Origin of the sequence: Halomonas sp. AOP5-B2-8 (assembly GCF_052376475.1) — a bacterium.
Classification (GTDB): domain Bacteria; phylum Pseudomonadota; class Gammaproteobacteria; order Pseudomonadales; family Halomonadaceae; genus Vreelandella; species Vreelandella casei.
Genome location: NZ_JBQSVS010000001.1, coordinates 712240 through 738367 on the forward strand (window position 1 = coordinate 712240; position 26128 = coordinate 738367).

Annotated in this window: 17 protein-coding genes; 5 read left to right on the forward strand and 12 right to left on the reverse strand. The window is 55.9% G+C overall.

The window, feature by feature from the left end:
• Nucleotides 1-127 precede the first annotated feature (127 nt).
• From ACT3RP_RS03185 to pilM, 9 genes are all read right to left on the reverse strand, one after another.
• Nucleotides 128-1546 carry an FAD-dependent oxidoreductase gene (locus ACT3RP_RS03185; RefSeq protein WP_483393217.1) on the reverse strand — a complete coding sequence of 473 codons (1419 nt, stop codon included), beginning with the start codon at nt 1544-1546 and terminating at the stop codon, nt 128-130.
• Between the two features lie 36 nt (nt 1547-1582).
• Nucleotides 1583-6025 (reverse strand): glutamate synthase large subunit, encoded by a 4443-nt coding sequence (gltB, locus tag ACT3RP_RS03190; protein ID WP_441684395.1) that lies wholly within the window; start codon nt 6023-6025, stop codon nt 1583-1585.
• 507 nt (nt 6026-6532) lie between these two features.
• The gene (gene aroB, locus ACT3RP_RS03195; RefSeq protein ID WP_483393218.1) at nt 6533-7639 is read right to left on the reverse strand and encodes a 3-dehydroquinate synthase; all 1107 of its coding nucleotides are present in this window, start codon (nt 7637-7639) and stop codon (nt 6533-6535) included.
• Nucleotides 7636-8220, reverse strand: a complete 585-nt coding sequence (gene aroK / locus ACT3RP_RS03200; RefSeq protein ID WP_483393219.1) for a shikimate kinase AroK — start codon at nt 8218-8220, stop codon at nt 7636-7638. Before aroK ends, aroB begins: the two co-directional genes overlap by 4 nt.
• On the reverse strand, nt 8220-10214 hold the full coding sequence (pilQ, locus tag ACT3RP_RS03205; protein ID WP_483393220.1) for a type IV pilus secretin PilQ: 1995 nt from the start codon (nt 10212-10214) through the stop codon (nt 8220-8222). Before pilQ ends, aroK begins: the two co-directional genes overlap by 1 nt.
• Before the next feature lie 116 nt (nt 10215-10330).
• The gene (locus tag ACT3RP_RS03210; RefSeq protein WP_483393221.1) at nt 10331-10894 is read right to left on the reverse strand and encodes a pilus assembly protein PilP; all 564 of its coding nucleotides are present in this window, start codon (nt 10892-10894) and stop codon (nt 10331-10333) included.
• Nucleotides 10891-11550 (reverse strand): type IV pilus inner membrane component PilO, encoded by a 660-nt coding sequence (locus ACT3RP_RS03215; RefSeq protein WP_193062785.1) that lies wholly within the window; start codon nt 11548-11550, stop codon nt 10891-10893. Before ACT3RP_RS03215 ends, ACT3RP_RS03210 begins: the two co-directional genes overlap by 4 nt.
• Nucleotides 11547-12080 (reverse strand): PilN domain-containing protein, encoded by a 534-nt coding sequence (locus tag ACT3RP_RS03220; RefSeq protein WP_225734354.1) that lies wholly within the window; start codon nt 12078-12080, stop codon nt 11547-11549. The genes ACT3RP_RS03215 and ACT3RP_RS03220 overlap by 4 nt, the downstream gene beginning before the upstream one ends.
• Nucleotides 12081-12096: 16 nt before the next feature.
• A complete protein-coding gene (gene pilM, locus ACT3RP_RS03225) occupies nt 12097-13074 on the reverse strand; it encodes a type IV pilus biogenesis protein PilM (protein WP_441684391.1) in 978 nt (325 codons plus the stop codon).
• Nucleotides 13075-13264: 190 nt separating this feature from the next.
• On the opposite strand from pilM, the gene ACT3RP_RS03230 reads away from it, so the two are divergent.
• Complete coding sequence (locus ACT3RP_RS03230; RefSeq protein ID WP_193062789.1) at nt 13265-15793, forward strand: penicillin-binding protein 1A; 2529 nt, start codon at nt 13265-13267, stop codon at nt 15791-15793.
• Between the two features lie 113 nt (nt 15794-15906).
• Here the strand turns inward: ACT3RP_RS03230 and ACT3RP_RS03235 are convergent, their stop codons facing one another.
• The 3 genes from ACT3RP_RS03235 to ACT3RP_RS03245 are packed head-to-tail and all read right to left on the reverse strand — an operon-like array spanning nt 15907 to nt 19460.
• Entirely contained in the window at nt 15907-17925 is a 2019-nt protein-coding gene (locus ACT3RP_RS03235; protein WP_483393222.1) for a TRAP transporter permease, read from the reverse strand.
• A gap of 32 nt (nt 17926-17957) precedes the next feature.
• Nucleotides 17958-18470 (reverse strand): DUF1850 domain-containing protein, encoded by a 513-nt coding sequence (locus ACT3RP_RS03240; RefSeq protein WP_193062793.1) that lies wholly within the window; start codon nt 18468-18470, stop codon nt 17958-17960.
• A gap of 18 nt (nt 18471-18488) precedes the next feature.
• On the reverse strand, nt 18489-19460 hold the full coding sequence (locus ACT3RP_RS03245; RefSeq protein ID WP_096282006.1) for a TAXI family TRAP transporter solute-binding subunit: 972 nt from the start codon (nt 19458-19460) through the stop codon (nt 18489-18491).
• A gap of 342 nt (nt 19461-19802) precedes the next feature.
• On the opposite strand from ACT3RP_RS03245, the gene csiR reads away from it, so the two are divergent.
• From csiR to ACT3RP_RS03265, 4 genes are all read left to right on the forward strand, one after another.
• Entirely contained in the window at nt 19803-20537 is a 735-nt protein-coding gene (gene csiR / locus ACT3RP_RS03250) for a DNA-binding transcriptional regulator CsiR (protein WP_441684390.1), read from the forward strand.
• 163 nt (nt 20538-20700) lie between these two features.
• Nucleotides 20701-21879 carry an acyl-CoA dehydrogenase gene (locus tag ACT3RP_RS03255; protein ID WP_483393223.1) on the forward strand — a complete coding sequence of 393 codons (1179 nt, stop codon included), beginning with the start codon at nt 20701-20703 and terminating at the stop codon, nt 21877-21879.
• A 67-nt stretch (nt 21880-21946) separates the two neighbouring features.
• Nucleotides 21947-23176: a CaiB/BaiF CoA transferase family protein gene (locus ACT3RP_RS03260; RefSeq protein ID WP_096282009.1), complete on the forward strand. Its 1230-nt coding sequence runs from the start codon at nt 21947-21949 to the stop codon at nt 23174-23176.
• Between the two features lie 286 nt (nt 23177-23462).
• Nucleotides 23463-26012 (forward strand): membrane-bound PQQ-dependent dehydrogenase, glucose/quinate/shikimate family, encoded by a 2550-nt coding sequence (locus tag ACT3RP_RS03265; RefSeq protein WP_483393224.1) that lies wholly within the window; start codon nt 23463-23465, stop codon nt 26010-26012.
• Nucleotides 26013-26128 lie beyond the last annotated feature (116 nt).

Below are 26128 nucleotides of genomic sequence, written 5' to 3' on the forward strand. Positions count from 1 at the left end.
ACTAGCAGATTACGCCTCCAGGCTCAATTTGAACTGCTGATGAAGATAGCAGTTGATTAATGGCACATAGCGACGCCGGGGTAGTCGCGAGGCCAATATGGCCCCGCTCAGCCTGGATAAAGACGAATTACACGCCCAGGTAATCCAAAATGCCTTCTGCAGCCTGACGACCTTCATAAATCGCAGTGACCACCAAATCAGAGCCGCGCACCATGTCGCCACCGGCAAAGATTTTCTCATTGCTGGTTTGGAACGCGTACTGGCCGTGTTCAGGCGCCGTCACTCGATCGCGCTCGTCGACGTTAATATTGGCACTACCGAACCACGGCGCAGGGCTTGCCTGGAAACCAAAAGCAATGACGACGGCGTCGGCGGCAATGATTTCCTCAGAGCCCGGCACCACTTCAGGGCGCTGACGGCCGTTTTCATCCGGCTCGCCCAGTCGCGTGCGCACAACCTTTACGCCCTCGACCTTCTCCTCGCCCACCACAGCCACCGGCTGGCGGTTGAACAAAAATTCCACGCCCTCTTCTCGGGCATTCGCCACTTCACGGCGCGAACCCGGCATGTTGCCTTCGTCACGGCGATAGGCACAGATAACGCTATCAGCGCGCTGGCGAATCGAGGTGCGGTTACAGTCCATCGCCGTATCGCCGCCGCCCAGCACGACCACTCGCTTGCCTTCCATCGAGATATAGTCGCTCGGATCTTTTTCGAACCCTAAGCAGCGGTTAGCGTTAGCAATCAAGAAATCGAGCGCTTTATACACGCCCGGCAGATCTTCACCTGGGAAGCCGCCTTGCATGTACTTATAGGTGCCCATGCCAAGGAAAACCGCATCGTAATCCTGCAGCAGCGTTTCAAACTCGATATCGGTGCCGATTTCGGTATTCAGACGAAACTCAACGCCCATCTCTTCAAATACCGAGCGACGGCGCTCCATGACGCTTTTTTCCAGCTTGAACTCAGGGATACCAAAGGTCAGCAGGCCACCAATTTCGGGATACTTATCAAACACCACCGGCTTAACGCCGTTACGCGCTAAAATATCGGCACAGCCCAAACCGGCAGGGCCAGCACCCACAATAGCGACTTTTTTGTCGGTCCAGGTGACGCTAGACATATCTGGGCGCCAGCCCATGGCGAACGCGGTATCGGTGATGTACTTCTCCACCGAACCAATCGTCACCGCACCGAAACCATCATTCAGCGTGCAGTCGCCTTCACACAGGCGGTCCTGCGGACATACGCGCCCACACACTTCAGGCAGCGAGTTAGTCTTATGCGACAACTCCGCAGCCTCAATAATGTTGCCTTCTACCACCAGCTGTAGCCAGTTGGGAATGTAGTTGTGCACCGGGCACTTCCACTCGCAGTAAGGGTTGCCGCAATGTAGGCAACGGTGCGCCTGGCTGGCCGCATCGGAAGGCTTGAACGGCTCGTAAATCTCCGCGAACTCTTTGGCACGGACGCGCGCGTCTTTCTTCTGCGGGTCTTTACGACCTACATCGATAAACTGAAAATCATTATTTAAACGGTTAGCCATGATCTCTCTCCTGTCAGCATGAGCGGCATAATCGGGTTATTGCGGCTGACGCCGAGACTGATCCAATAAACTGCCCAAACTGGCCGCTTTCGGTTTCACTAACCAGAAGTGGCGCGCGTAGTCACTGAAGTCTTCCAAGATGGCTTCGCCACGTGCGGAACCGGTCGCGGCCACATAGGCTTCAATCGTTTCACGCAGATGGCGGCGATACGCCTCCATGGCCTCTGTGGTGACGCGATGAATTTCGACCAGCTCGTGGTTGTACTTATCGACGAAGGAGCGATCCTCATCGAGCACATAGGCAAACCCACCGGTCATACCGGCACCGAAGTTCACCCCGGTCTCGCCCAGCACACAGACCAAGCCGCCGGTCATGTATTCGCAGCAGTGGTCGCCAGCCCCTTCAATGACCGCTGACGCGCCGGAGTTACGCACCGCAAAGCGCTCGCCTGCCGTGCCGGCTGCAAACAGCGTGCCGCCGGTTGCGCCGTACAAGCAGGTATTGCCGATAATGGCCGTCTTATGGCTCTCAAACTGGCTCACTTTCGGCGGGATAATCACGATACTGCCGCCGTTCATGCCTTTACCGACATAATCATTGGCATCGCCTTCGAGGTAGAGATTCAAACCCCGTGCGTTCCACACCCCAAAGCTCTGCCCCGCTACACCGACGAAATTCGCGGTCACCGGCGCGGACTCCAACCCTTCATCGCCGTAGCGCTTGGCAATCGCACCCGATGACAGCGCGCCTACGCTGCGATCACAGTTGGTAATGGTGAAGTTAAAATCACCACCCGAACGGTTCTCAATGGCGTCTTTCAGCGCGGCCAGCACCTCTTGGTTCTTGGCGCCGGGATCATGTGGCACGTTACGGCTTACCCTGCAGAACTGCGGCGCATCTTTAGGCACAAAGTCATTCGCCAGCAGCGGGGTAAGATCGAGCTTGCGCTGAGAAGCCGTATTGCCTTCCAGCACTTCGAGCAGGTCAGTGCGCCCAATCAAATCGGTAAGCTGGCGCACGCCTAGCTCGGCCATCAGCTCACGCGCTTCTTCTGCGATAAAGCGGAAATAGTTTTTCACCATATCCACGGTGCCACGGAAGTGCTCGCCACGTAGGAAGTCATCCTGCGTGGCCACACCGGTCGCACAGTTATTTAGGTGACAAATACGCAGGTACTTACAGCCCAGCGCCACCATCGGCGCGGTGCCAAACCCAAAGCTCTCTGCCCCCAGAATGGCCGCTTTAACGACATCCAGCCCCGTTTTTAGGCCGCCATCGGTTTGCAGGCGAATCTTATCCCGCAAGCCGTTGATACGCAGCGCCTGATGCACTTCCGGCAGGCCAAGCTCCCAAGGAGAACCGGCATGCTTGATCGACGTTAAGGGACTCGCGGCAGTGCCACCGTCATAGCCCGATACGGTAATCAGGTCGGCGTAGGCCTTGGCAACGCCGGTGGCGATAGTCCCGATACCCGGCTCGGATACCAGCTTCACCGATACCTGAGCTTCTGGGTTGACCTGCTTAAGATCGAAAATCAGCTGAGCCAAATCTTCAATCGAGTAAATATCGTGGTGCGGCGGCGGTGAAATGAGCGTAACGCCAGGCACCGCGTGGCGCAGGCGAGCGATCAACGCATTGACCTTACCACCGGGCAACTGGCCGCCTTCACCGGGTTTCGCGCCCTGGGCAACTTTGATCTGCAGTACTTCCGCATTCACAAGATACGCCGGGGTAACGCCAAAACGACCGGAGGCGATCTGCTTGATTTTGGAGCTGCGGATAGTGCCATAGCGCTCAGGGTCTTCACCGCCTTCGCCCGAGTTAGAGCGGCCGCCGGCTTCGTTCATGGCCTGAGCCAGCGCTTCGTGCGCCTCTGGCGAGAGCGCACCCAGCGACATGCCCGCGCTGTCAAAGCGTGGCAGCAAGTCTTCAACGGGTTCTACTTCATCAAGCGCAATCGGCGTTTCTGATGGCTTAAGCTTGAGCAAGTCACGAATAGTCGCTACCGGACGCTCGTTCACCAGCTGGGCAAATTTCTTCCACTTGGCGTAGCTGCCCTCTTGAACCGCCTGCTGCAGCGACATCACGACATCAGGGTTGTAGGCGTGATATTCGTGACCATGGACATACTTGAACATGCCGCCTTGAGAAATGCCCTTCCGGGGAATCCAAGCGTCTTTCGCCAACAGCGCCTGCTGCAGCTGAAGCTCAGCAAAACCAGCGCCCTGAATGCGCGATGCCATGCCCACAAAGCACAGGTCCATCACTTCGTCAGATAACCCCACTGCTTCAAACAGCATCGAGCCACGGTAGGAAGCCAGCGTCGAGATGCCCATCTTGGAAAGAATTTTAAACAGGCCTTTCTGCAATCCCTTACGATAGTTTTCGCGGCCATCTGCCGGGTTGCCAGTCAGCTCGCCGGTGCGATGCATATCCGCCATCACCTGATACGCCAGCCACGGATACACCGCTGTGGCGCCCACACCAAACAGCACCGCCATCTGGTGAGCATCGCGGGCGTAGCCGGTTTCCACCACAATGTTGGCATTGGGGCGTAGCGCCAAATGACCTAAATGAGAATGCACGGCACCGACCGCCAAAGCGGCCTGGATAGGAATCAGCCCTTGCGCCAGCTCCGCATCGGTAAGCACTAAAATCACTTTGCCAGCGCGTACCTGCGCTTCTGCTTCTGCACACAGCGCTTTAACCGCCTGATGAAGGCTCTGCTGCTCGGGGTCATAACCCAGCGAAAGCGTGTGGCTGGCGAAAGCGGGGTCTTCCTGGGTGACCAGCGCGGTAAATTTACGTGGCGACAGCACCGGCGTGGTCAAAATCAAACGATGCGCGTGCTCGGGCGTCGCTTTAAAGACGTTAAGCTCAGCGCCACAGCAGGTTTCCAGCGACATTACGATCGCTTCGCGCAGCGGGTCGATTGGCGGATTGGTGACCTGGGCAAATTTCTGACGGAAAAAGTCTGTCAGCAGGCGAGGACGGCTCGACAATACCGCCATGGGGGTATCGTCGCCCATTGAACCCACCGCTTCCTGGCCAGTTTCTGCCAGCGGGCGCAGTATCTGATCGCGCTCCTCGAAACTGATCTGGAACAGCTTCTGCTGAACGTTAAGCGCGGCGGTATCCATGGTCTGGAAGCGCGCAAGTTCGGTCAGCGCCGACTCTAGATAGTTAGCTTCTTGTTTAAGCCAACGCTTGTACGGATAGGCCGACTTCAGCCGGTCGTCAATATCCTGCGTATGCAGCACTTCGCCGGTTTGCGTATCCACCGCCAGCATTTGCCCAGGGCCAACGCGGCCCTTGGCGACCACGTCTTCCGGCTTATAGCCGTAGGTGCCAATTTCCGATGCCAGCGTGATATAGCCATTCTTGGTAATCACCCAGCGCGCTGGGCGCAGGCCGTTACGGTCAAGCATGCAGACGGCCTGGCGGCCGTCGGTCATGACCACGCCAGCAGGGCCGTCCCACGGCTCCATGTGCATCGAGTTATATTCGTAGAAGGCGCGCAGCTCGGCGTCCATCGTCTCTACGTTTTGCCAAGCGGGTGGCACCATCATCCGCACCGCGCGGTGCAGCTCCATGCCGCCGGTCAGCAGCACTTCCAACATGTTGTCCATACTGGAGGAGTCAGAGCCGACGGTGTTAACGATTTCATCCAGCTCAGCGATATCAGGAAGGCGCTCGTTAGCGAAATTCGCTTTACGCGAGTTTGCCCAGCCACGGTTGGCTTCAATGGTGTTGATTTCGCCGTTGTGCGCCAACAGGCGAAACGGCTGCGCCAGCGGCCAGCGTGGCGCGGTGTTGGTCGAAAAGCGCTGGTGAAACACGCAAATAGCCGTTTCTAAACGCGGATCATTTAAATCCTGATAAAACGCCGGCAGGTCTTCCGGCATCACCAAGCCCTTATAAGAGACAACTTCCGACGAGAGCGAAGCAACATAGAAATCTTCTTCGTCGCGCAGTGCCTGCTCGGCACGGCGGCGAGCCATGAACAGATCAACGTCGAAGTGCTCGCCCTGGCCTGGCTGCACAAATAGCTGACGAATACGTGGCAGGCAGTCGAGCGCCATCGGCCCACAAACGCTGGCGTCCGTAGGCACATCGCGCCAACCCAGTACATTAAGCCCACGCGCTTCAAACTCGCGAGTTAGCGTGTCACGGGCATGCGCTTCACGGGCGTCATCGTTAGGTAGAAAGATCACCCCAACGGCAAATTTCTCGCCCAGCTCAGCATCAAATGCCTCTTTAGCAAGCGCCTGCATAAATGGCGTAGGCATTTTAATGAGCAGACCACAGCCGTCGCCGGTTTTTCCATCGGCCGCGATACCGCCGCGATGGGTCATGCAGGTCAGTGATTCAATGGCCGTTTTCAACAAGTCGTGGCTAGCCTGCCCTTCCATATGGGCAATCAGGCCAAAACCACAGTTATCGCGAAATTCGCCAGGCTGGTGAAGACCTTTATTCATGGGCGCGCCTCTAGTCAGGGTCTTTTTTTAGCAGCTTGCATGTGGTAAAAAGGCAGGTTTTGCTTTTTTTATAATGTTTATTACCCGCCCAAAAAGAGATGCTTCCCACCTTCGCTGCTGAAACAAAATGGTCGGCCAGCATAGCGATTCGCACCCTATTTGCGCAATCGCCACTTGCAGTCGATGTTAGAAAAACTCTTTTCAAATCCTGAGCTTGCATCACCACTTTAGGAAAAAATACATAGACTTCAAATACTTGCAAGTACGCACAACGGTATTTAAACGATAAAAAACCACCATTAGACTTTAGTCTCAAAATGCTTACTCATCCCATGCCGATAGCGCATAAGGCATGCCGATTATCTTAAAAACCGTTAATTGATTGGGAAGCGAACACCAAAAAGCCCGCCTTTCATCGCCGCTTAGCTTAGGGAGCGACAATGGAAGGCGGGCTTTGCTAGCTTACGTTCTTACTTGTTTACTTACTGATGCACTTACTTTCGCCACCTAGCGGCGCGGATAGTCATCCAGCAGTGCTTGTAATACCGACATCGGCGTGGCGTCACTGACGCAGGCATCGCCCAAGCTATTGAGCAGCACCAGGCGCAGCTTGGCATCGATATTTTTCTTATCTAGCCGCATGCGCGTTAAAAAGTCTTCGCTGGACATGTTCGCCGGTGCCGTTAACGGCAGCCCCGCGCGTTCAATGACCGCCAGGCTGCGGACAAGCATCGCCTCATCAATCCAACCTAGCTGCTTGGAAAGCGTCGCGGCCATGGCCATACCCGTACCCACTGCCTCACCGTGAAGCCAGTTGCCGTAACCTTGATGCGCCTCAATAGCATGGCCAAAGGTGTGGCCTAGATTCAGTAGTGCACGCACACCCTGCTCGGTTTCGTCTTCGGCAACGATATCCGCTTTGATTTGGCAGCTGCGTGCGATGGCTTCGGCGATGACATCGGGCGTGACATCCAGCAGCGCCGACATATTGGTTTCCAGCCAGCTTAAAAAGGCTTCGTCACGGATAAACCCATATTTAACGACCTCGGCAAGCCCTGCCGACAGCTCACGACGCGGCAAACTCTTCAGCGACTCGATATCTACCAGCACCGCTTTAGGCTGCCAGAAAGCGCCAATCATGTTTTTGCCCAGCGGATGGTTAACGCCCGTTTTGCCTCCCACCGACGAATCCACTTGAGAAAGTAGCGTGGTCGGCACTTGAATAAACGCGACGCCACGCTGATAGGAAGCGGCAGCATAGCCCACCATATCGCCAATCACTCCGCCGCCTAGCGCGACCAGAGTGCAGCGGCGATTAAAGCCTGCCTCCAATAGCGCATCCCAAATCCGGCTGACGTATTCAATGGTTTTGTACTGTTCGCCATCCGGCAGCACCAGCGTGCGCACCTCGACATCATCAGGCAGGCTAGCGCAGAGCTTGTCTAGATACAGCGGTGCGATCGTCTCATTGGTGATAACCATCACCTGCTGACCGGCCAAATAGGGCGTCAAAGCATCGGCGCGCCCAATGAGCCCCGTATCGATATGAATGGGATAGCTGCGTTCACCTAAGTCAACGTGAAGCGTACGCCGTGCATCGACAGTAGCGGTCATGGAAATACCTTATGGTTAAGCGTTTCCGCAGTGTGCTTGACGGGTGATGGCTCCAAGGGATCAACCAACCGGTATACCCGTCGCAATATTTCATTCACCACCGCCCGGGGGCTGCGCCGGTCTGTGCGCACGGCAATATCCGAGGTCGCTCGGTAAAGCGGATCACGCTGGGCAAACATATCGATGAGCACCTGCTCACGATTAGCGCACTGCAACAACGGCCGATTGCGATCTTTCGCCGTGCGTTTGAGCTGCTGATCAACGGTCGTGAGTAGATAAACGACCGTACCTCGATCACGCAGTGTCCGGCGGTTCTCTTCGCGCAGCACCGCGCCACCGCCAGTGGCGACAACCACGGAAGAAAGCTGGGTCAGCTCATCAATCATATGGATTTCTCGCAGGCGAAAGCCCTGTTCGCCCTCGACATCAAAAATCCACGGGATATCCGCCCCGCACCGATCCTGTATAGCGTGGTCACTGTCATAAAATTGGCGCGACAATTCGGCCGCCAGCAGGCGACCAATAGTGCTTTTGCCAGCCCCCATGGGGCCAATAAGAAATAGATTAGGTAAATCCTGCATCAGCGAACCGTCAAGCCATCGTCAAGGAGTCGTGGAGTAATAAAGACTAACAACTCTACCTTTTCATTGCTCTCTTCGGTATAGCGAAACAGCCTACCCAGCAAAGGAATGTCGCCCAAGAGCGGAGTCTTGGCAATTTGGCGAAGCTCTTCTGTCGTTAAAATACCGCCTAACACCACCGTTTGGCCGTTATCTACCAATACTTGGGTTTCAATTTGATTGGTATCAATCGGCGGCTCACCGCCAAATTCTGATTCACGAAAGCTATCATTTTTGATCACCAGATCCATAATAATGCGATTATCCGGCGTGATTTGCGGGGTGACTTCCAGTGAAAGCTCGGCTTCTTTGAACTCGGTGTCCAGATTGTCATTGCCATCTACGCGCTGGAAAGCGCGTTCCTCACCCTGGCTGATCCTGGCCGTACGCTGATTGGCGGTAATAATTCTAGGCTGCGAAATAGTCTGGCTTTTACCTTCACTTTCCAGGGCGCGTAGCTCCAGATCCAACAAAATATCGCCCGACAAATAGCCAAAGCTAAAGCCGGTGCCACGCCCTGATGCCGTCCCTAAGTCAACGGCCAGGCCGCCCTGCGCCCGGTTAATGTTATTGGGATTAATATTTCGCCGCCGAAATGCGCCATCATCGCCTTGTTGAAAGCCTCGCGTACTCGACATACCCCAGTTAATACCCAGTTCACGCGACGCGGTGTCCCGCGCGATAACAATGCGCGCTTCTATTTGCACCTGACGAACGGCGACGTCCAAGCGATCAATCGTGCGGGCAATATCGCGCACCTGCGCTGCGGTATCCTGCACTAACAGCGTATTGGTTCGATGATCAACGCTCACCCGACCACGCTCAGTCAGCAGCCCGAAGCCGTCGCTTCCGCCCCCGCTTAACAGCTGAGCCAAATCGTCGGCCCGCGCATATTTAATTTCGATAAACTCGGTCACCAGTGGCAACAGCGTTTCACGCTGATGGCGAGCTTCCAGCGCCTGGCGCTCTAAGTCAGCCAGCTCATGAGCGGGCGCTACCAATATCACATTGCCCTGCTCACGGCTCGACAACCCTTGGGTTTGTAAAATCAGCGCCAGCGCCTGATCCCAAGGCACATCATTTAAATTAAGCGTCACGCGGCCGTCCACGCTATCACTGGTGACCAGATTAAGGCCGGTAAACTGGGCCAGCGTCGCTAACACTGAGCGAACCTCAACATCTTGAAAATTAAGACTCAGCAGTTCGCCGTCAAAGCTCTTCTCTTGCGTTTGAGCAGAAGGCGGCGCTTGGCTGACCGGCTGTACATCAACCGTCAACGTGCGCCCCTTTTGCGAGGAGATCATCGCAAAAGCCCCCTCCGTTGCGATCACTAGCTGGGTACTGCGCGGCTCTGATCGAGGCGTAATGCGCGTGACTGGAGTGGTAAAATCAGTGACATCGTAGATATGATTCAGTGCGTCAGGGAGGGAGACACCGGGCAGCTCAACGAGCACGGCCTGTGCGCTATTTTCAACCACGCTGGCGTCAACATCTTCACGATCAAAGGTAACAATGAGCCGACCGGCACCGTCCTGGCCGCGTCGAAAATCAATGTTTTCTATATGCGGCCCCTCGTCGGTTTCAAGCGCCGCGGCAGCTTCGCTATTAGCGCCATGAGGGTCAGCCTCAAAGCGAATACGTAGACGATCTTCCAGCACGCTCGAAGTGAAACTCTGCGCCTCGCGCAGATTAACGACCAGACGCGTTCGCCCATTGCCTTCCAGGGCGACGATCCGCTCAATGCCAGCGCGATTCACGTCAACACGCCGATGGGCGAGTCCATTTTGCGTAGCAGCCAAATCAAGCGTGACCCGAGGTGGCGCCGTTAAACGATAGCTGCGCAGCTCGGGCACGCCGCCGGAGAAATAAAGATCAACGTTAATCCCTCCGCTTTGCGCAGGCAGCACGTCGATATCGGTCAACACCGACCCAGCGGCCCATGAAGGCAACGCCATCGATACGGATGCGCCTATTGCTATACATAATGAAGCCAATAGCGGAGGCAAGCGTGCGGCTATCTTCGCAAAGAATCTTCGTCGCCAAGCGGTCACTGTCATAAGCTATTATCCAGTTACAAGTCGTCTTCGATAATGACGAGCGATACCTGTCGCTCCTGCCAACCTTCCTGCTGAGTAAGCACCTGTTCGGTGAGATACAGTGCTTGCGCGTCTATTTGTGCAATTCGCCCATCGTTAGTGCCCATGTAGTCGCCTTCTTTAACACTGGTCACGGCGCCATCGGGCGATGCAATTAACGCTACTCGGCGCCCCGCCATTGCCATCGTGCCCACCAGATGAAGCTCTTGCAGAGGAAATTGCTCTAATGGCTGCGAGGCACGCTGTGGGTTCGGCGCTTGCACACGGCCGCTGCGCTGATTGCCATCCTCAGCTGTCGCCTGTGGCACCAAAAAGGGGCTGCGCTGATTGCTATATAAGTAGTCTAACGAAGCGCTTTCAGGCTCTAGCACGCTTATTGATGGCGGCTCGCCTACCGGCGACTGTCGGATATCAGACAGCGTCTGGACCAATGGGTCTAAATCAGGCTCCACACACCCCATCAGCAAGGCCGCTGAACTCAACAACATCACCATCGGCGCGGCATGCTTCACAAGTCGCTGCTGTTGCCTTGGCGTCATAGCACTTCGGCCCCCTCATCCAGTGGCTGAACACTGTTTTCGGGATAGCGATAGGTGCGGGCAAGGAGCGACAGCTGCAGCATATCGCCGTGCCCCTCAACGGGCGCCAAGGTGAAGTCATGCTGGGTTACCATGCGTGGCAGCAACGCGATATCGGCGATAAAACGCGCCAGCTGGTGATAGCCGCCGCGTACCTGAATATCCAGCGGCTGCTCTATATAGTGCGGCTGCTCCAACGCAGGGCGCAGCCAGATAGTGTCAATTATCAGGCGGCTATCCGCCGCGGCATCACTGATACTATCGAGCAGTGAGGGGATTTCCGCATCGCGGGGAAGCATCGTGTGAAAGTGCGCCACCTGCGCTTCTAAGACGGCCAACTGGTCACGCCGTTCCGGCAAGAAGGCGGCTTCAGACACTCGGCTGCGGTATTCACTTAACAGCCGGACTTCCTGGCGCTGCGCGGCCATGAAGGCATCGCGCTGTTCACTCACCGTTAGCCATAGCATCACGCCCAACGTCACTAGCAGCGTTACACCGCAGCTCAAAACCTTTAATAGCCACGGCCAGTTACCGGCCTCTTTGACGTCTAACCCTCGCCAGTCAATCTCGCGCAAGCGTTGCCATTCAATGGCCCAGTGGTCGCGCTGAAAACTCATAGCGCCGCCTGTTCAACGTCGAAATGAAACACGCGGCCCGCGCCGTCCTGCTCACTCTCCAGCGCCGAAAGCACTGGCACGCCCAAGCCCGATAGTGCGGCAATACGACGAAGCTGCTCGGACACCTGCCGGGCGCTGCCCGCAACCGCCGTTGCGCTGATGCTATTATCGCTTCTCGAGAGCCGCTGATAGACCACGCCGCTCACAACGCTATTCGCCACGTTATTAAACAGGTGCACGGTATCGGTGCGCGTAGACTGCAGCGCTTGAAAAACGGCTATTTGCTCGTTTAGCCGCGCAGCATCGCGCTCCACGCGCGATACGCTGTCAATATCCGCATGCAGACGCTCAATGTGGCTGCTAATAAGCGCGTTGCGCTGCTGCTGAGCGGCCAGCTTAAGCTGATAAAATTGAGAAATGAGCAGCCCAATCACCACGCCTACTAGCAGCATGACCGCCACAGCGACATAGTATTGTCGCGTTCGCCGCTCACGCTGTGCCTGCCGCCAAGGCAGCAGATTAATAGCCATCTTCACAGGCAGACTCTCATTGATTCACCCTCATCGCTAAGCCACCGGCGGTTAGCATCGTCGGCGCATCATTCATCAGGGCTTGAAGATTTAAACGTTTATTGACCTGCATGTGCTGAAAGGGATTAGCGATGGTGACCGGCGTACCACTATGGTTAGCAATACGTTCAGCCAGGCCAGGCATGACGCTTGATACACCGGCCAAAACGATATGTTGTATTGGCTGCTGATGCGCCTTTATGTGGTAGCGCTGTAAGGCTCGCATAACCTGCTGAGCAATGGCTTCGAGTAAAGGGCTAGTTAGCGGCCTATCGTCAAACGCCGTACTGCGGCTATAGACAACATGCTGGCCATGCAAGACGTGAAAAACATGCGTTGCAGCGTCAATATCGACGACGCCAATACAGGCCACACCAACATCGCCAGCTGAATCACCTGCGTGCGTTTGGCCACGCAATTCACCCAGCGAGCGCGCCAAAGCAAAGGTGTCAACGTCCACAACCGCAGGCTCAAGACCTGCGCGCTCTAACGTCTCAGCAAGCTGGATAACGTCGCGCTGGCGACAGGCCACCAGGCCCACCTGCTGCTGCCCTTCATCAAGCGGCGCAGGGCCCTGGCATTTAAAATCAAAAGCAACGTCATTGAACGGAAAAGGAACATGGCGGTCGTATTCGGCCATAATGCGTTCTTCTATCTCGTCTTCACGCAGCTCGATAGGAAAACTCAGCGTTTTAGTGATGGCCGCACTCGCAGGAATGGCGACGGCGGCTTGACGCGTATGGGGTTGCGCATGGTCTAAAGCGCGTTTCAGCGTACTGGTAACGTCATTAATGTCACGAATACGACGTTCAATTATCGTACTTTCGCGCAGCGGTTTAACGGCATAACTGACTACTTGGTAACTACCACGGCACTGCGCTAGCTCCAGCAGTTTTACACTCGCCGACGTAATGTCTATACCGATCAACCCTTTATCGGATTTCATAAAGCGCATAGTAGGTCAAGCTCCACCTGCTGATCACGTGAATCGAGGTTACCTTATTTTTAATTAAGACTCACGCGAACGAACTTACAACATATCAACACTGGTGGCCGCCGCCTCAGCTTCCTATAATGGCAGCCAATTACATGATGCGGCCGTTCAAACGCCGATCTTTTTATTCTCTCCAGGGTGCTCTTTGTTCATGACGTTTCTTCGAACCCTTATTGTGTCGCTATTTTTTCTCATCGTGTCATTGGTCGGCGCCACCGTGCTGGCCGTGGTGGCTGCGGCTATTTATTTTGCGCCGGGCTTACCCGACGTTCGTCAACTGCAGGACTTTGAGCTGCACACTCCGCTGAGAATCTTTACGCAAGACGGTAAGCTGATTGGCGAATTTGGTGAGGAGCGGCGCGTGGCGGTCGACTTCGATGAAATTCCGCAGGATATGGTCAATGCCTTGGTCGCTGCCGAAGACACCAACTATTTTGATCATGCCGGCGTCGACCCTCGTGGCTTAGCCCGGGCCGCAGTGGAGCTGGTTAGCAGTGGTGGGTCTATCCAGTCAGGCGGCTCGACCATCACCATGCAGGTCGCCCGTAACTACATGCTGACACTGGATCAAACCTTTACACGTAAGATTCGTGAAATTCTGCTGGCGCTGCAAATGGAGCAAGTGCTCAGCAAAGAAGAAATTTTCGAGCTTTACGTTAACAAGATTTTCTTGGGCAACCGTGCCTATGGCATCGCAGCGGCCTCTGAAACCTACTACGACAAGCCACTGGCTGAATTGACTCTCGCGCAAACGGCGATGATTGCGGGGTTACCCAAAGCGCCCTCCGCGTTCAACCCTCTGGCGAATTCAGAACGCTCGCTTATTCGACGCAACTGGATTCTCTTTCGCATGCGCGAGTTAGGCTATATCGACGAGAGCACCTATCAATCGTCGGTTCAGGATCCGGTGACTGCCCGCCGTCACTACACGCAAACCGAAGTTGATGCTGACTACGTTTCAGAAATGGCGCGTCAGTACGCGGTTGAGCGCTTTGGCGATGACGCCTATACCGGCGGCTACCGCATCTACACCACTATTAATAGCGAGCTACAGCCCTTTGCTCAAAAAGCACTCGCCGATGGTCTGACCGCCTATGACCTGCGCCATGGCTGGCGCGGGCCAGAGCAGCGTGAAATTGCTGCCAGCTTAGTCGAAGCGCAAGAGCAAACCGCAACTCAAGGCCTTGAAGAGGAGCTTTCTGAGTCACCCGAAATTCGTCAAACCGCCCGTCAGGCCGCCCAGCGTAGCCAAACGGAAGTCGAAGGGATTGATGGCGACGTCAGTAACTGGGTTCAAGTACTTGAACGCACGCCCAACTACGGCCTGCTGAAACCCGCCATCGTAGTAGAAAGCAGCGGCCGGGAAATGAAAGTACTTACCCGCAACGACGGGCTACAAACGATCCCATGGGCGGGTTTAAGCTGGGCACAAAAGTACCTTAGCCCACGCGGCCGTGGGGCAGAACCCAGCTCGGCGGATCAAATTGCCGTCCGTGGCGACATGATTCGCGTGATTAAGAATGAAGATGGCTCACTGCGTCTTTCTCAACGCCCGGATGCCGAAGGCTCGCTGGTCGCCCAAGACCCGCGCACCGGCGCGATTCTCGCGCTTCAAGGTGGCTTTGACTTTAACGCCAGCAAGTTCAATCGCGCGGTACAGGCTCAGCGCCAGTCAGGCTCTATCTTCAAGCCATTCATTTATTTGGCGGCCCTTGAAGATGGCGAGATGAATGCCGCAAGCGTGGTCAATGACGCGCCGGTAGTACTCGACGACGGCAGCAACTCTTTATGGCGCCCGGTGAACTCTAGCCGAGACTTCCAAGGGCCGATGCGATTACGCCCTGCGCTGGCTCGTTCACGCAACCTAGTGACTATCCGCGTCCTGCAGACGATGGGCTTAGATCACACGATTAACTACTTGGAAGGCTTCGGTTTTGCGCCAGGCCGGTTGCCACACGGATTGGCTTTAGCGCTAGGCAGCGCGAGCTTAACGCCCATGGAGATGACCAACGCCTACGCCGTTCTTGCCAATGGCGGCTTCCAAGTGGCGCCCTGGTTTATTGAACGCGTTACCCGCAACGATGATCGCGAATTGATTGATGAAGCGACGCCTCAAGTGGCTTGCCCAAGCTGTGCAGAAGATCAGGAAACGGTAGAAATTGATGGCCGCGAATACCCCATCGCCAAACGGGTAGCCGACCCGGCCGCCGTTTATATTCTGCGCGACATGCTGCGTGACGTTATCACCTCGGGCACTGGCCGCGGTGCACTAAGCCTGAACCGTGAAGACATCGTGGGCAAAACGGGCAGCACGAACAGCCTGCGCGACGCATGGTTCGCGGGCTTTAACAGCGATCTCGTCACCACGGTGTGGGTCGGTAAAGACAGCAACGAAACCCTCGCTGAGTATGGTGCCGGTGCCGCCTTACCGATTTGGGTAGAGTTCATGGGTGATGCGCTGGAAGGCACGCCGCTTGCCGTGCCAGAACGCCCTGATACGATTGTGACTGCGCGCGTTGATCCGGATACTGGCCGTCGCTTAACTGACGACCAGCCAGGCGGCCTCACCGAGCTGTTCCATCGTGATCACTTGCCGGACTACCAGCAGCGCCGCATCAGTCGCGAGCTGGAAGAAGCCAGTGGCTCGCAAGGCTCAGGCACAGCAGAGTCAATCTTCTAACGCTAGCGGATAATCCCTACGCCACGGCGCAATAGCGAAAAGGCCCGGAGAGAATATCTCCGGGCCTTTTTTTATTACTTACTCAGCGTCTTTGCGGCTATCGCCATTAGTTATTAGCCATTAACGACAGGCGCTTGCGGCTGGCGCTTACTGGCCAGCCAGTTAGCGCCAATTACCACAATCATCACCACAACACCGGCAATCTCGGTCATGAGGTTAGGATAGAAAACGCCAATAATCGCCGCCGTAATCGCCAGGCGAGGTAGCCACGACATACGCGTAAACAGATACCCTTCCAAGGCCGCTGCAAAAGCACCTAATGCCAGGATGGCGATGATGCCGTTCCAGATGACAACGGGCACAGGCCCACCCATGATGATTTCCGGGTTGAACACCATAAACAGCGGAATCAGGTACAGCCCTTTGGCAAACTTCCACGCCTGGAAGCTCGTTTCCATCGGTTTACTGCCGGCTATCGCCGCCCCGGCAAAACCTGCCAAGGCGATGGGCGGCGTCACGTTAGAGTCCTGGGAGTACCAGAACACCACCAGGTGAGCGACCAGCAGCGGGATCCCAAACTCCTGGGTAAGCGCCGGGCCAACTAACACAATCAGCACGATATAGCTCGCCGTTACCGGCAGGCCCATGCCTAGTACTAAGCTTGCCAAGAGCACCATCAGCAGCGCGAGCAGGATATTGCCGCCAGAGAAGGCCAGCATCATCGACGAGAATTTCAGGCCTAAACCGGTTAAACCCACAACGCCAACGATAATACCGGCAACCGCGCAGGCCATTGAGACGGACACCGCGTTGCGCGCACCGAGTTCTAAACCTTCAATAAGCTTGGCAAATCCCGCGCGGATAACGTTTTTAATCGACGTCGACGTTACCGGCTGACCCTGGCTCGGCGCCACAAAGAAAAACCACAGCGCATAGCGCAGTACCGCCACGGCTACCATGGTGACCACCGCATAGTAGCCCACGCGCATAGGCGACATACTCAGCGCCAGCAGCCAGACCAGCACGGCTAGCGGCAGCAAGAAGTGCCAGCCATCTTTCAGAACTTGGCGCATCTGCGGCAGCTCTTCTTTCGGCAGCCCCTGCATGCCTTGCTTAAGAGCAATGATGTGGACAAACAGATAGACCGTCGAGAAATACATAATCGCCGGCAAAATACTGACTTTCACAATGTCCAAGTACGGCGTATTGGTGTACTCGGCAATCAAGAAAGCACCCGCCCCCATCAACGGCGGCATAATCTGCCCACCGGTTGAGGCCGCGGCTTCAATCCCCCCCGCCTGTTTGGCTTTGTAGCCCAGTTTTTTCATTAGCGGAATAGTAAACGCGCCGGTGGTAACAACGTTGGCAATCGCGCTGCCGGAAATAGATCCCATGCCCGCGGAGGCTAGCACCGCAGCCTTGGCCGGCCCGCCGCGCTGGCGACCGGTGGCGGCATACGCCATGTCTATAAAGAACTTACCCGCACCAGTACATTCCAAAAAAGCGCCAAACAGTACAAAGATAAAGATATAGGTGGCCGCCACGCCGAGCGGCAGGCCGAAGATACCCTCTTGGCCCAAGTAAAGCTGGCCAGCCACGCGGTCAATGCTATAGCCGCGATGTTCCAGGATGCCCGGCATCCACTCGCCCAACCACGGCAGCTCGCCCCGCGGCCCGGCAAAGGCATACACAATGGCAATCAAGCCGATCACGGTCATGCCGAAACCCACCGCGCGGCGGCTCGCTTCTAGCACCGTCACGGTCGCAATACAGGCGACCAGAATATCGGTACTGCTCCAAAAACCTGCTCGGCTGAAAATCTCATCCAGGTTGAACACTAAATAGCCGCCGGTGACGATCGCCCCGGCTAGAAATACGAGATCAACTCCCCACCCAACGACGCCACGTTTACCGGTGGGGCCAAAGGCTGGAAACATTAAAAATGCCAGCATCATGATCAATGCCAGGTGAATACTGCGCTGATAAAACAACCCTAACGGCTGGATACCTGCGGAATACAGCTGAAAAAGGGAAAGTCCCACCGCCACAATGGTGATCAACCACAGCACCATGCGGGGTTGAATCACATTACCGCCTGGTATTACGGTCGGCGGTTGATTGGATTCGTTCATGAAGTCCTCGGAAGCGTTAACTAATGTCGTTTTTATTCACGCGGGGAGGCGTGAGGAGCGGCTAGCTGAATGGTCACGCGCTGCCCAGCGGCGAGGGCGCTCAAGCTTACCTGAGGATGCTCGCCGTCTGGCCACACCACTCGATGATTGACGGCAGGCGAGCCGACTCTTAGTAGATAGCGATTATTGGCGACAGGCTCGTCAATCGCATTAATCCAGTAGCCGCCTTCACCGTCTGAGACCTGCTCTCCACGGCCAAAGATATGCCCAAGCCCTGCAGCGAAGTCAGGTTGATGGCTACGTTCTAACTGCATCACGCCTGCCGCATTTCGATAGCAGTCAAGTACGGTGAAGTGCTCCACAGAGTGCTGCCACTTAATACACCAGCGGCCGCCAAGAGGGACCGTTTCATCCACCAAGACGTCGCCTTGCTCGGTTGTCACTGCTAATCGCATAAACGGCGTCGCCGAAGCGGGGGAAGCCCCCGCTTCGGCGAATGGTAAACATGCAATCAGTAGCGCCACCAGTCGATGTTGCCACTGCATGGTGGTGTCCTTTAGCCGTTACGGACGCAAGCGATCCGGGATGTCAGCGCCAACTTCTTCGAAATAACGCAGCGCACCTGGGTGTAACGGCACCGGCGTAGAGTCCATAGTGAACTGAACGGTGGTGTCATTAGCCGCAGGGTGAACAGCAATTAGCTCGTCGGTGTTTTCAAACAGCAGCTGGGTAAGCTGATACGCCAACTCTTCGTCCATATCGGCGTTAACCACCAATACGTTAGGAATACCGATCGTCTGAACCGCTTCATCCATGCCGTCATACATACCGGCGGCTAGCTCATACGGTGCAAACACCTCTTCTTCTGCCTGCGCGTTAGCGATCTCTTCGTCAGAGAAGCCAATAAGACGAATATCACGCGTGGCGGCTAGGTTAAGAATTGAACTGGTGGGCGGCCCTACGCTCCAGAAACCAGCGTCGATATCGCCATCGCGAATCGCATCGGCGGTTTCATTGAAGTTAAGGCGCTGAGGCGTAAAGTCTTCGTAGTCAACGCCATTGGATTCAAGCAACGCACGCACATTAAGCTCAGTGCCGCTGCCCGGTGCACCCACAGAAACGCGCTTACCGGCCAAATCTGCAATCGATTTAATATCCGACTCTGCTAGCGTAACCAGCTGCACGGCATTGGGATACACAGAGGCCAGCGCACGGGTATTTTCGACCTGACGCCCGTCAAAGTCACCGGTACCGGTGTACGCCTGATAGACCGTATCAGCCAGCGCCAGCGCTAAATCCGCGTCGCCGCGCATGATCAGCCCCATATTCTCAACCGACGCACCAGTAACTTCCGCCGTCGCCTGAGCCCCTTCGATATGGTTATTGATCATTTCAGCGAAACCACCGCCGATAGGGTAATACACGCCGCCGGTGCCACCGGTCGCAATTGAAAGTTGTTGGGCGCTAGCGGGTAGCGCGACCGCGAGCAACGATGCGGCAGCTGCTGTGGTGTATAGAGAGCGTAGAGTTCGCATGAGCATTTCCTCCGTCCTGCTTGGACTTATAGGTATGGTTGACGATAAAGGAGGTTTTGGAGCCCCAGCGCCTGCCGGGCAATCAAACGGCTAAGCAAACGCGGTGGAGGAGAAGTTAGCACGGCTTAAGCGTTAGATGCTAATTGGCCATTATTAACGTTTAACGACATCACAACGCCCACAACCGCGAGCAATGTCAGCATGGTCATCAGAAATAATCCGCCGACAACAATACTGAAATACGTTAGTAATCTCTTAACCTCTGCCAAATAGTTAATATTTATTGATAATAGCTGACAATCTTTCACAATGTACCGCTACTCGCTCAGGAGCCATACTGAAATGGAATCCGATAGTCAAACGCCAACCTTTAAGGAAAAAAACATTAGCGCGCCAAGCGGTCCCCGTCAAAATTTAGCCATCAGCGCTTATCGTCAGCTTAAGCATGACATTATTCGCGGCTGCTATGCGCCGGGACAAAAGCTGCTAATGACGCACCTTAAAGAACATTACGGCGCGAGCACCGGGCCGCTGCGCGAAGCGCTTTCCCAACTGGTGGCAGACCGCTTAGTGGTGGCGATCAGCCAACGCGGCTATCGCGTGGCCCCGATGTCGCTGGCCGAGCTCAACGATATTTACGATGCCCGTGCCCAGCTTGAAGGGCTGATTCTGCGCCTAGCCATAGAGCGCGGCAACGACGACTGGGAAGCCACGGTGCTGGCTACCGCTCACCTATTAGCGAAAGTCACCGACATCAACACGCCCGATGACCTTCTCGAAATCTGGGACCAGCGCCATAAAGCCTTTCACACCGCGATTGCCAGCGGCTGCAACTCCCCTCACCTGCTGCAGATGCGCAACACGCTGTTTGATCAGGTAGAGCGCTACCGCCACCTGTGGCTGCAAGAAACCGTGATGTCGCCCCAGGCGCTAGAACTTAAGCGCCAAGAGCACTCAGCGCTGGTGGATGTCATCTTAGCCCGCGACACCGCTCAGGCCGGCACCCTGATGCGCGACCACCTGATGACACCGGTTCCGATTATTACCCGCGTTCTCAAAGCGCGCGGCATCGAATAAGCATGTCGGTTTAAGCGTGTCACTTCCAAAATAAATTCTGCGTTTTAAAAAAATGTAGATATTTTAAATTAACGGCGATACATTGGCCTTATGCTACTTTGCAGCCAATCCATTGCTGTGGGCGATTTATAGCGCCTGCATAACGAATCGAGGAATTTACGCCATGACGCATTTTAACTGGGACGACCCGCTGCTACTGGAACAACAGCTGACGGACGAAGAGCGCCAGATTCGTGATGCAGCCTATGATTACTGCCAAGAAAATCTTCAGCCCCGCGTGCTAACTGCCTTCCGCGAAGAGCGCTTTGATCGTGAAATCATGAGCGAGATGGGCGGACTTGGCCTGCTTGGCGCCACCGTTTCCCCAGAGTACGGCGGCGCGGGCGTTAACCACGTCGCGTATGGTTTGATTGCTCGTGAAGTTGAGCGCGTTGACTCTGGCTACCGCTCAGCCATGAGCGTGCAGTCTTCGCTGGTGATGTACCCCATCGAAACCTACGGCTCTGAAGAACAGAAGCAAAAATTCCTGCCCAAGCTTGCCAGCGGCGAGATGATTGGCTGCTTTGGCCTGACCGAACCCGACCACGGCTCAGACCCGGGCGGCATGATTACGCGCGCAGAGAAAGTCGACGGCGGCTATCGCCTAACCGGCGCCAAAATGTGGATCACCAACAGCCCTATTGCCGATATCGCGGTGGTATGGGCCAAGTCAGCGGCTCACGACAACCAGATTAAAGGCTTTATCGTTGAGCGCGGCACTGAAGGCTTCAGTACGCCCAAAATTGAAGGCAAAGTATCGCTGCGCGCCTCGATTACCGGTGAGATCGTACTAGACAACGCCTTCGTTCCTGAAGAGAACCTGCTGCCTAACGTCAGCGGTCTGAAAGGCCCGTTTGGCTGTTTGAACAAAGCCCGCTACGGCATCGCTTGGGGCGTCATGGGCACCGCTGAGTTCTGCTGGCACGCCGCGCGTCAATACACGCTGGACCGCAAGCAGTTTGGCCGCCCGCTAGCTGCTAATCAGCTCATCCAGAAAAAACTGGCCGATATGCAGACCGAAATTACCCTGGGCCTGCAGGCAGCGCTGCAGGTTGGCCGCCTGATGGACAGCGGCAACTGGGCGCCGGAAATGGTCTCGCTGATCAAGCGTAACAACTGCGGCAAAGCGCTGGATATCGCTCGCCAGTCCCGTGACATGCACGGCGGCAACGGTGTTTCCGACGAGTACGGCGTCATTCGGCATATGGTCAACTTAGAGTCGGTGAATACGTACGAAGGTACTCACGACGTGCATGCCTTGATTCTAGGCCGTGCGCAGACGGGCATTCAGTCGTTCTTTTAATAGACTTAGGCTTAATAGAACTCTGAACAATAGCCTTTAATCGTCATTAGCCAAGGAAGCAGCTGTTATGAGCAAGCCTCTATTAAGCGAGCCAACCAAGCCTCTGGCCGGGATTAAAGTACTCGATATCTCTCGGGTGCTGGCCGGGCCATGGTGCGGACAAATGCTCGCGGACATGGGGGCGGATGTGATTAAGATTGAGCGCCCGGGCAGTGGTGATGATACCCGCCATTGGGGCCCTCCTTGGCTGGCTGGCACAGAAGAGTCGGCGTATTACCTGTGCGCTAACCGTGGCAAGCGCTCAGTAACCGTCGATATGGCCAAGCCCGAAGGCCAAGCGGTGATTAAGCAACTTGTCGCTCAATCGGATGTGCTGATAGAAAACTTTAAAGTGGGCGGTTTAAAGCGTTACGGCCTGGATTACGCGAGCCTGCAGGCATTAAACCCTAAACTGATTTACTGCTCAATTACCGGTTTTGGTCAGGAAAGCCCCTACGCCCACCGCGCGGGCTACGACTTTATGATCCAAGCGATGGGCGGCATAATGAGCCTGACGGGTAAGCCAGACGATGAACCCGGCGGCGGCCCGGTCAAAAGCGGCGTAGCATTTACCGACATTTTTACCGGGCTTTATGCCGCCAACGCGGTGCTTGCGGCGCTTTATCAACGCCGTGATAGCGGCGTTGGCTGCCACATTGATATGGCGCTCATGGATGTGCAGGTCGGCGTGCTCGCCAATCAGGCGCTTAACTATCTAACCTCGGGCAATGTGCCTCAGCGATTAGGTAACGCTCATCCTAATATCGTGCCCTATCAAGCCTTTGCTACCCAGGACGGCCATATTATTGTCGCTGTGGGCAATGACGAACAGTTCAAGCGCTTTTGTACCGTGCTTTCACTGCCAAGCTTGGCTGAAGACCCGCGCTTCGCGACTAACGGCGCACGGGTTAACCAGCGCGCATTGCTGGTTCCACAGCTGGAAGCGGCACTGGCTCAACGCGGCACCGATGAATGGCTCGCTGCCTTTGAAGCGGTAGGCGTACCCTGCGGCCCGATTAATACGCTAGACCGAGTATTTGACGACCCCCACGTCAAAGCTCGCGGGCTTAAGCAAACCCTGCCCCACGCCCAGGCAGGCCACGTAGATTTGGTAGCCAACCCCATTCGCTTCAACGGTAAGCAAATGAGTGCCTCAACGGCGCCACCGCACCTGGGTGAACATACCGAAAACGTATTGGATGAGCTCGGCATTACACCAGAGCAGCGTACCGCTCTTCGTGAGGCGGGCATTATTTAGCCCGCACTGATGAAATATCTTCCCCTTTGTGGCGCCTCACCAGGCGCCTTTTTTGTGTCTATTTGGGCACGCAACCATTATCGGTAAAAAATTAATTATACTTTAATAAAAAATATATACATAGCGCATGAGTGGTGTGATTTATTGTCATGAAGTGGCTGCGTAAGATAGATTTACCGTCAATTTGCGCTACCCTATTAGTGTTGTAATGTGCTTATCAATCTATCCGTGACGAACCTATTTTTGGGCGGCGGAAAACAAGTAATATCATGCAAGGGAGAAAACATTGGCTCATTCCAATCCCTCTCGCGGTTCTGGCGGATTTTTCGCCAAATTCGTGGGGGTTATAGTTGCACTTGTCGGTCTCGCTCTTGGCGGCGGCGGGCTCTATCTGGCAATACTCGGCGGCTCCTGGTATTACCTAATCGCCGGTGCGGCAACGCTCGTAGCTGGGACTCAGCTGATCCGAGGGCACGTGTCCGGCGCTTACATTTTCGCGCTTGTCTTTATTGGCACTTTCCTTTGGGCCGCGTGGGAATCGGGACTTAACTACTGGCGCTGGATTCCCCGCCTGGATGTTGTATTGATCCTGGCCATTCTAGTTGCCTTAGTGGCCCCTTGCCTAAGAGGTGGTCCCGGGCGCAAATCCAGCTTCTCCGTTGCGGGCGTGATGGTATTGGGACTGATCATAGCCGGCGCGTTGGCATTCCTACCCGGCCGTGGTTATCAGCACTTTGCCGATGTACCCGCAATGGCAGAAGGCTCGCTGGCGACTGACATGGGCGATGCCCAACCTGCAGATGCCCCCGCTGACGAGGACTGGGTTGCCTACGGCCGTGATTCCGCTGCGACGCGCTACTCTCCGCTCGAGCAGATCAACCCTGATAACGTAGGCGATCTCGAAGTGGCCTGGGAATATCGCACTGGCGACTTACTCGACCACCGGTGGGGTGCTGAGACAACACCACTAAAAATCGGTGATAACGTCTTTCTGTGTACTTCGCGCAACATTTTGATTTCTCTTGATGCAGCCACTGGTGAAGAGAACTGGCGCTACGATCCGGTGGTTTCTGAAGACTCCATCCCCTACACCGCCGCTTGCCGGGGTGTGACCTACTACGAAGTGCCCGAAAACTACGCTGCTCCGGAGAGCGATGATAACGCTGCCAGTCAGGGTGAGCAGATCGCGGCCAGTGGCGAACAGGAAGATGGCGAAGACAACGCGCCACAGAACGAAACGCCGACTCCCGTCGTCGCCAATGACGATCAGGCCTGCCGCACGCGCATTATCTCCGGCACCCTAGACGGTCGCCTGATTCAGGTCGATGCCGCTAACGGCGAGCCCTGTACAGATTTCGGTGACAACGGCCAGGTCGATATAAAGCGCAATATGGGCGAGACGCCACCAGGCTACGTTGCCATAAACTCGCCGCCTGTCGTCGTCAACGATGTCCTTGTGACAGGACACCAGGTGCTCGATGGCCAGCGTCGCTACCCACCCTCCGGCGTGATTCAGGGCTATGACGTGGTGACCGGCGAGCAGCGCTGGGCCTGGGATGCAGGTCGCCCCGACCAGAGCGAACCGCTGACCGGTGATGAAATCTATACGCGCGGTTCGCCCAACATGTGGACGATCGCCGCCGGTGATAGCAGCCTAGGGTTGGTCTATCTGCCGATGGCCAATGCTGCCGGCGACTACTGGAGCAGCTCGCGCACCGAAGAAGAAAACGAGTGGGCAGCGTCCATGGTCGCTCTTGACGTGGAAACAGGCCTGCCTGCATGGCATTTCCAAACGTCTCACGTTGATGTCTGGGATTATGACCCAGGCTCCCAGCCTACAATGATCGACTTCCCCACCGACGATGGCAATGTGCCGGCGCTGGTGATGCCGACCAAGCAAGGTGAGATCTACGTCTTCAACCGCGAGACTGGTGAGCTGCTGGGCGGCGGTGCGGAAGAGCGCCCGGTACCGCAAGGTGGTGCCGAGCCCGAGATGCGCAGCGAAACGCAGCCCTTCTCGCTCTACGCTACGTTGCGTCAGCCGGATATCACCGAGAAGGACATGTGGGGCATGTCGCCCTTTGATCAGCTTTTCTGCCGCATTCAGTATCGCCAGGCAAGCTGGGAAGGTATGTACACCCCGCCGACTGCTGACCAGCCTTGGGTTCAGTACACCGGCTATAACGGTGGCTCCGACTGGGGTAGCGTTGCGATCGACCCGCGCCGGGGCGTGATCATTGCTAACTACAACGACATGCCCAACTATAACGAGCTGGTGCCGCGTGACGTTGCCAATGAGCGTGGCTGGGTTCCGCGTGAAGAGCTGGATGAAGATACCGGCGGCGCCGAAGGTGCGGGTGATCCGCAGGCCAACACGCCCTATGCGATCAACGTGAACGCTGGCTGGCGCGTGCCCTTTACGGGGATGTTGTGTAAGCAACCTCCTTATGGTCATATCCGCGCTATAGAACTTGCGACCGGTGACACGCTGTGGGATCGACCGTTCGGTACCGCGCGTGCCAATGGCCCTTGGGGCATCCGTTCCGGCCTACCGATCGACATCGGCACGCCCAATAACGGTGGCTCCGTGGTCACGGCCGGCGGTTTGATCTTCATCGCTGCGGCAACTGATGATCTTATCCGGGCAATCGATATCGAAACGGGTGAAACCGTGTGGCAAGCTGCGCTACCTGCGGGCGGCCAGGCCAACCCGATGGTTTATGAAGCCAACGGACGACAGTATCTGGTGATCGTGGCGACGGGCCACCACTTCATGGAAACCCCCACCGGCGACTACGTGATCGCCTACGCTCTGCCGGAGCAAAGCGATTCCTGATCGCTCACTTCGCTAGCGGTAACACGAGATCGCCCCGACCAAATGGCTGGGGCGATCTCTTTCATGGCAAACCTTTTTCGCCGAAAAGCGTGAACAACTACTCAACCGTGCTCAAC

Bases quoted from the DNA above. Each gene is read 5' to 3' on its own strand.
- csiR (WP_441684390.1), top strand. From the start codon at position 19,803: ATGGAATCCGATAGTCAAACGCCAACCTTTAAGGAAAAAAACATTAGC.
- pilQ (WP_483393220.1), bottom strand. From the start codon at position 10,214: ATGGCGTTGCCTTCATGGGCCGCTGGGTCGGTGTTGACCGATATCGAC.
- ACT3RP_RS03230 (WP_193062789.1), top strand. From the start codon at position 13,265: ATGACGTTTCTTCGAACCCTTATTGTGTCGCTATTTTTTCTCATCGTG.
- ACT3RP_RS03210 (WP_483393221.1), bottom strand. From the start codon at position 10,894: ATGACGCCAAGGCAACAGCAGCGACTTGTGAAGCATGCCGCGCCGATG.
- ACT3RP_RS03245 (WP_096282006.1), bottom strand. From the start codon at position 19,460: ATGCGAACTCTACGCTCTCTATACACCACAGCAGCTGCCGCATCGTTG.
- gltB (WP_441684395.1), bottom strand. From the start codon at position 6,025: ATGAATAAAGGTCTTCACCAGCCTGGCGAATTTCGCGATAACTGTGGT.
- pilM (WP_441684391.1), bottom strand. From the start codon at position 13,074: ATGCGCTTTATGAAATCCGATAAAGGGTTGATCGGTATAGACATTACG.
- ACT3RP_RS03235 (WP_483393222.1), bottom strand. From the start codon at position 17,925: ATGAACGAATCCAATCAACCGCCGACCGTAATACCAGGCGGTAATGTG.
- ACT3RP_RS03220 (WP_225734354.1), bottom strand. From the start codon at position 12,080: ATGGCTATTAATCTGCTGCCTTGGCGGCAGGCACAGCGTGAGCGGCGA.
- ACT3RP_RS03255 (WP_483393223.1), top strand. From the start codon at position 20,701: ATGACGCATTTTAACTGGGACGACCCGCTGCTACTGGAACAACAGCTG.
- aroK (WP_483393219.1), bottom strand. From the start codon at position 8,220: ATGCAGGATTTACCTAATCTATTTCTTATTGGCCCCATGGGGGCTGGC.
- ACT3RP_RS03260 (WP_096282009.1), top strand. From the start codon at position 21,947: ATGAGCAAGCCTCTATTAAGCGAGCCAACCAAGCCTCTGGCCGGGATT.
- ACT3RP_RS03240 (WP_193062793.1), bottom strand. From the start codon at position 18,470: ATGCAGTGGCAACATCGACTGGTGGCGCTACTGATTGCATGTTTACCA.
- aroB (WP_483393218.1), bottom strand. From the start codon at position 7,639: ATGACCGCTACTGTCGATGCACGGCGTACGCTTCACGTTGACTTAGGT.
- ACT3RP_RS03185 (WP_483393217.1), bottom strand. From the start codon at position 1,546: ATGGCTAACCGTTTAAATAATGATTTTCAGTTTATCGATGTAGGTCGT.
- ACT3RP_RS03215 (WP_193062785.1), bottom strand. From the start codon at position 11,550: ATGAGTTTTCAGCGCGACCACTGGGCCATTGAATGGCAACGCTTGCGC.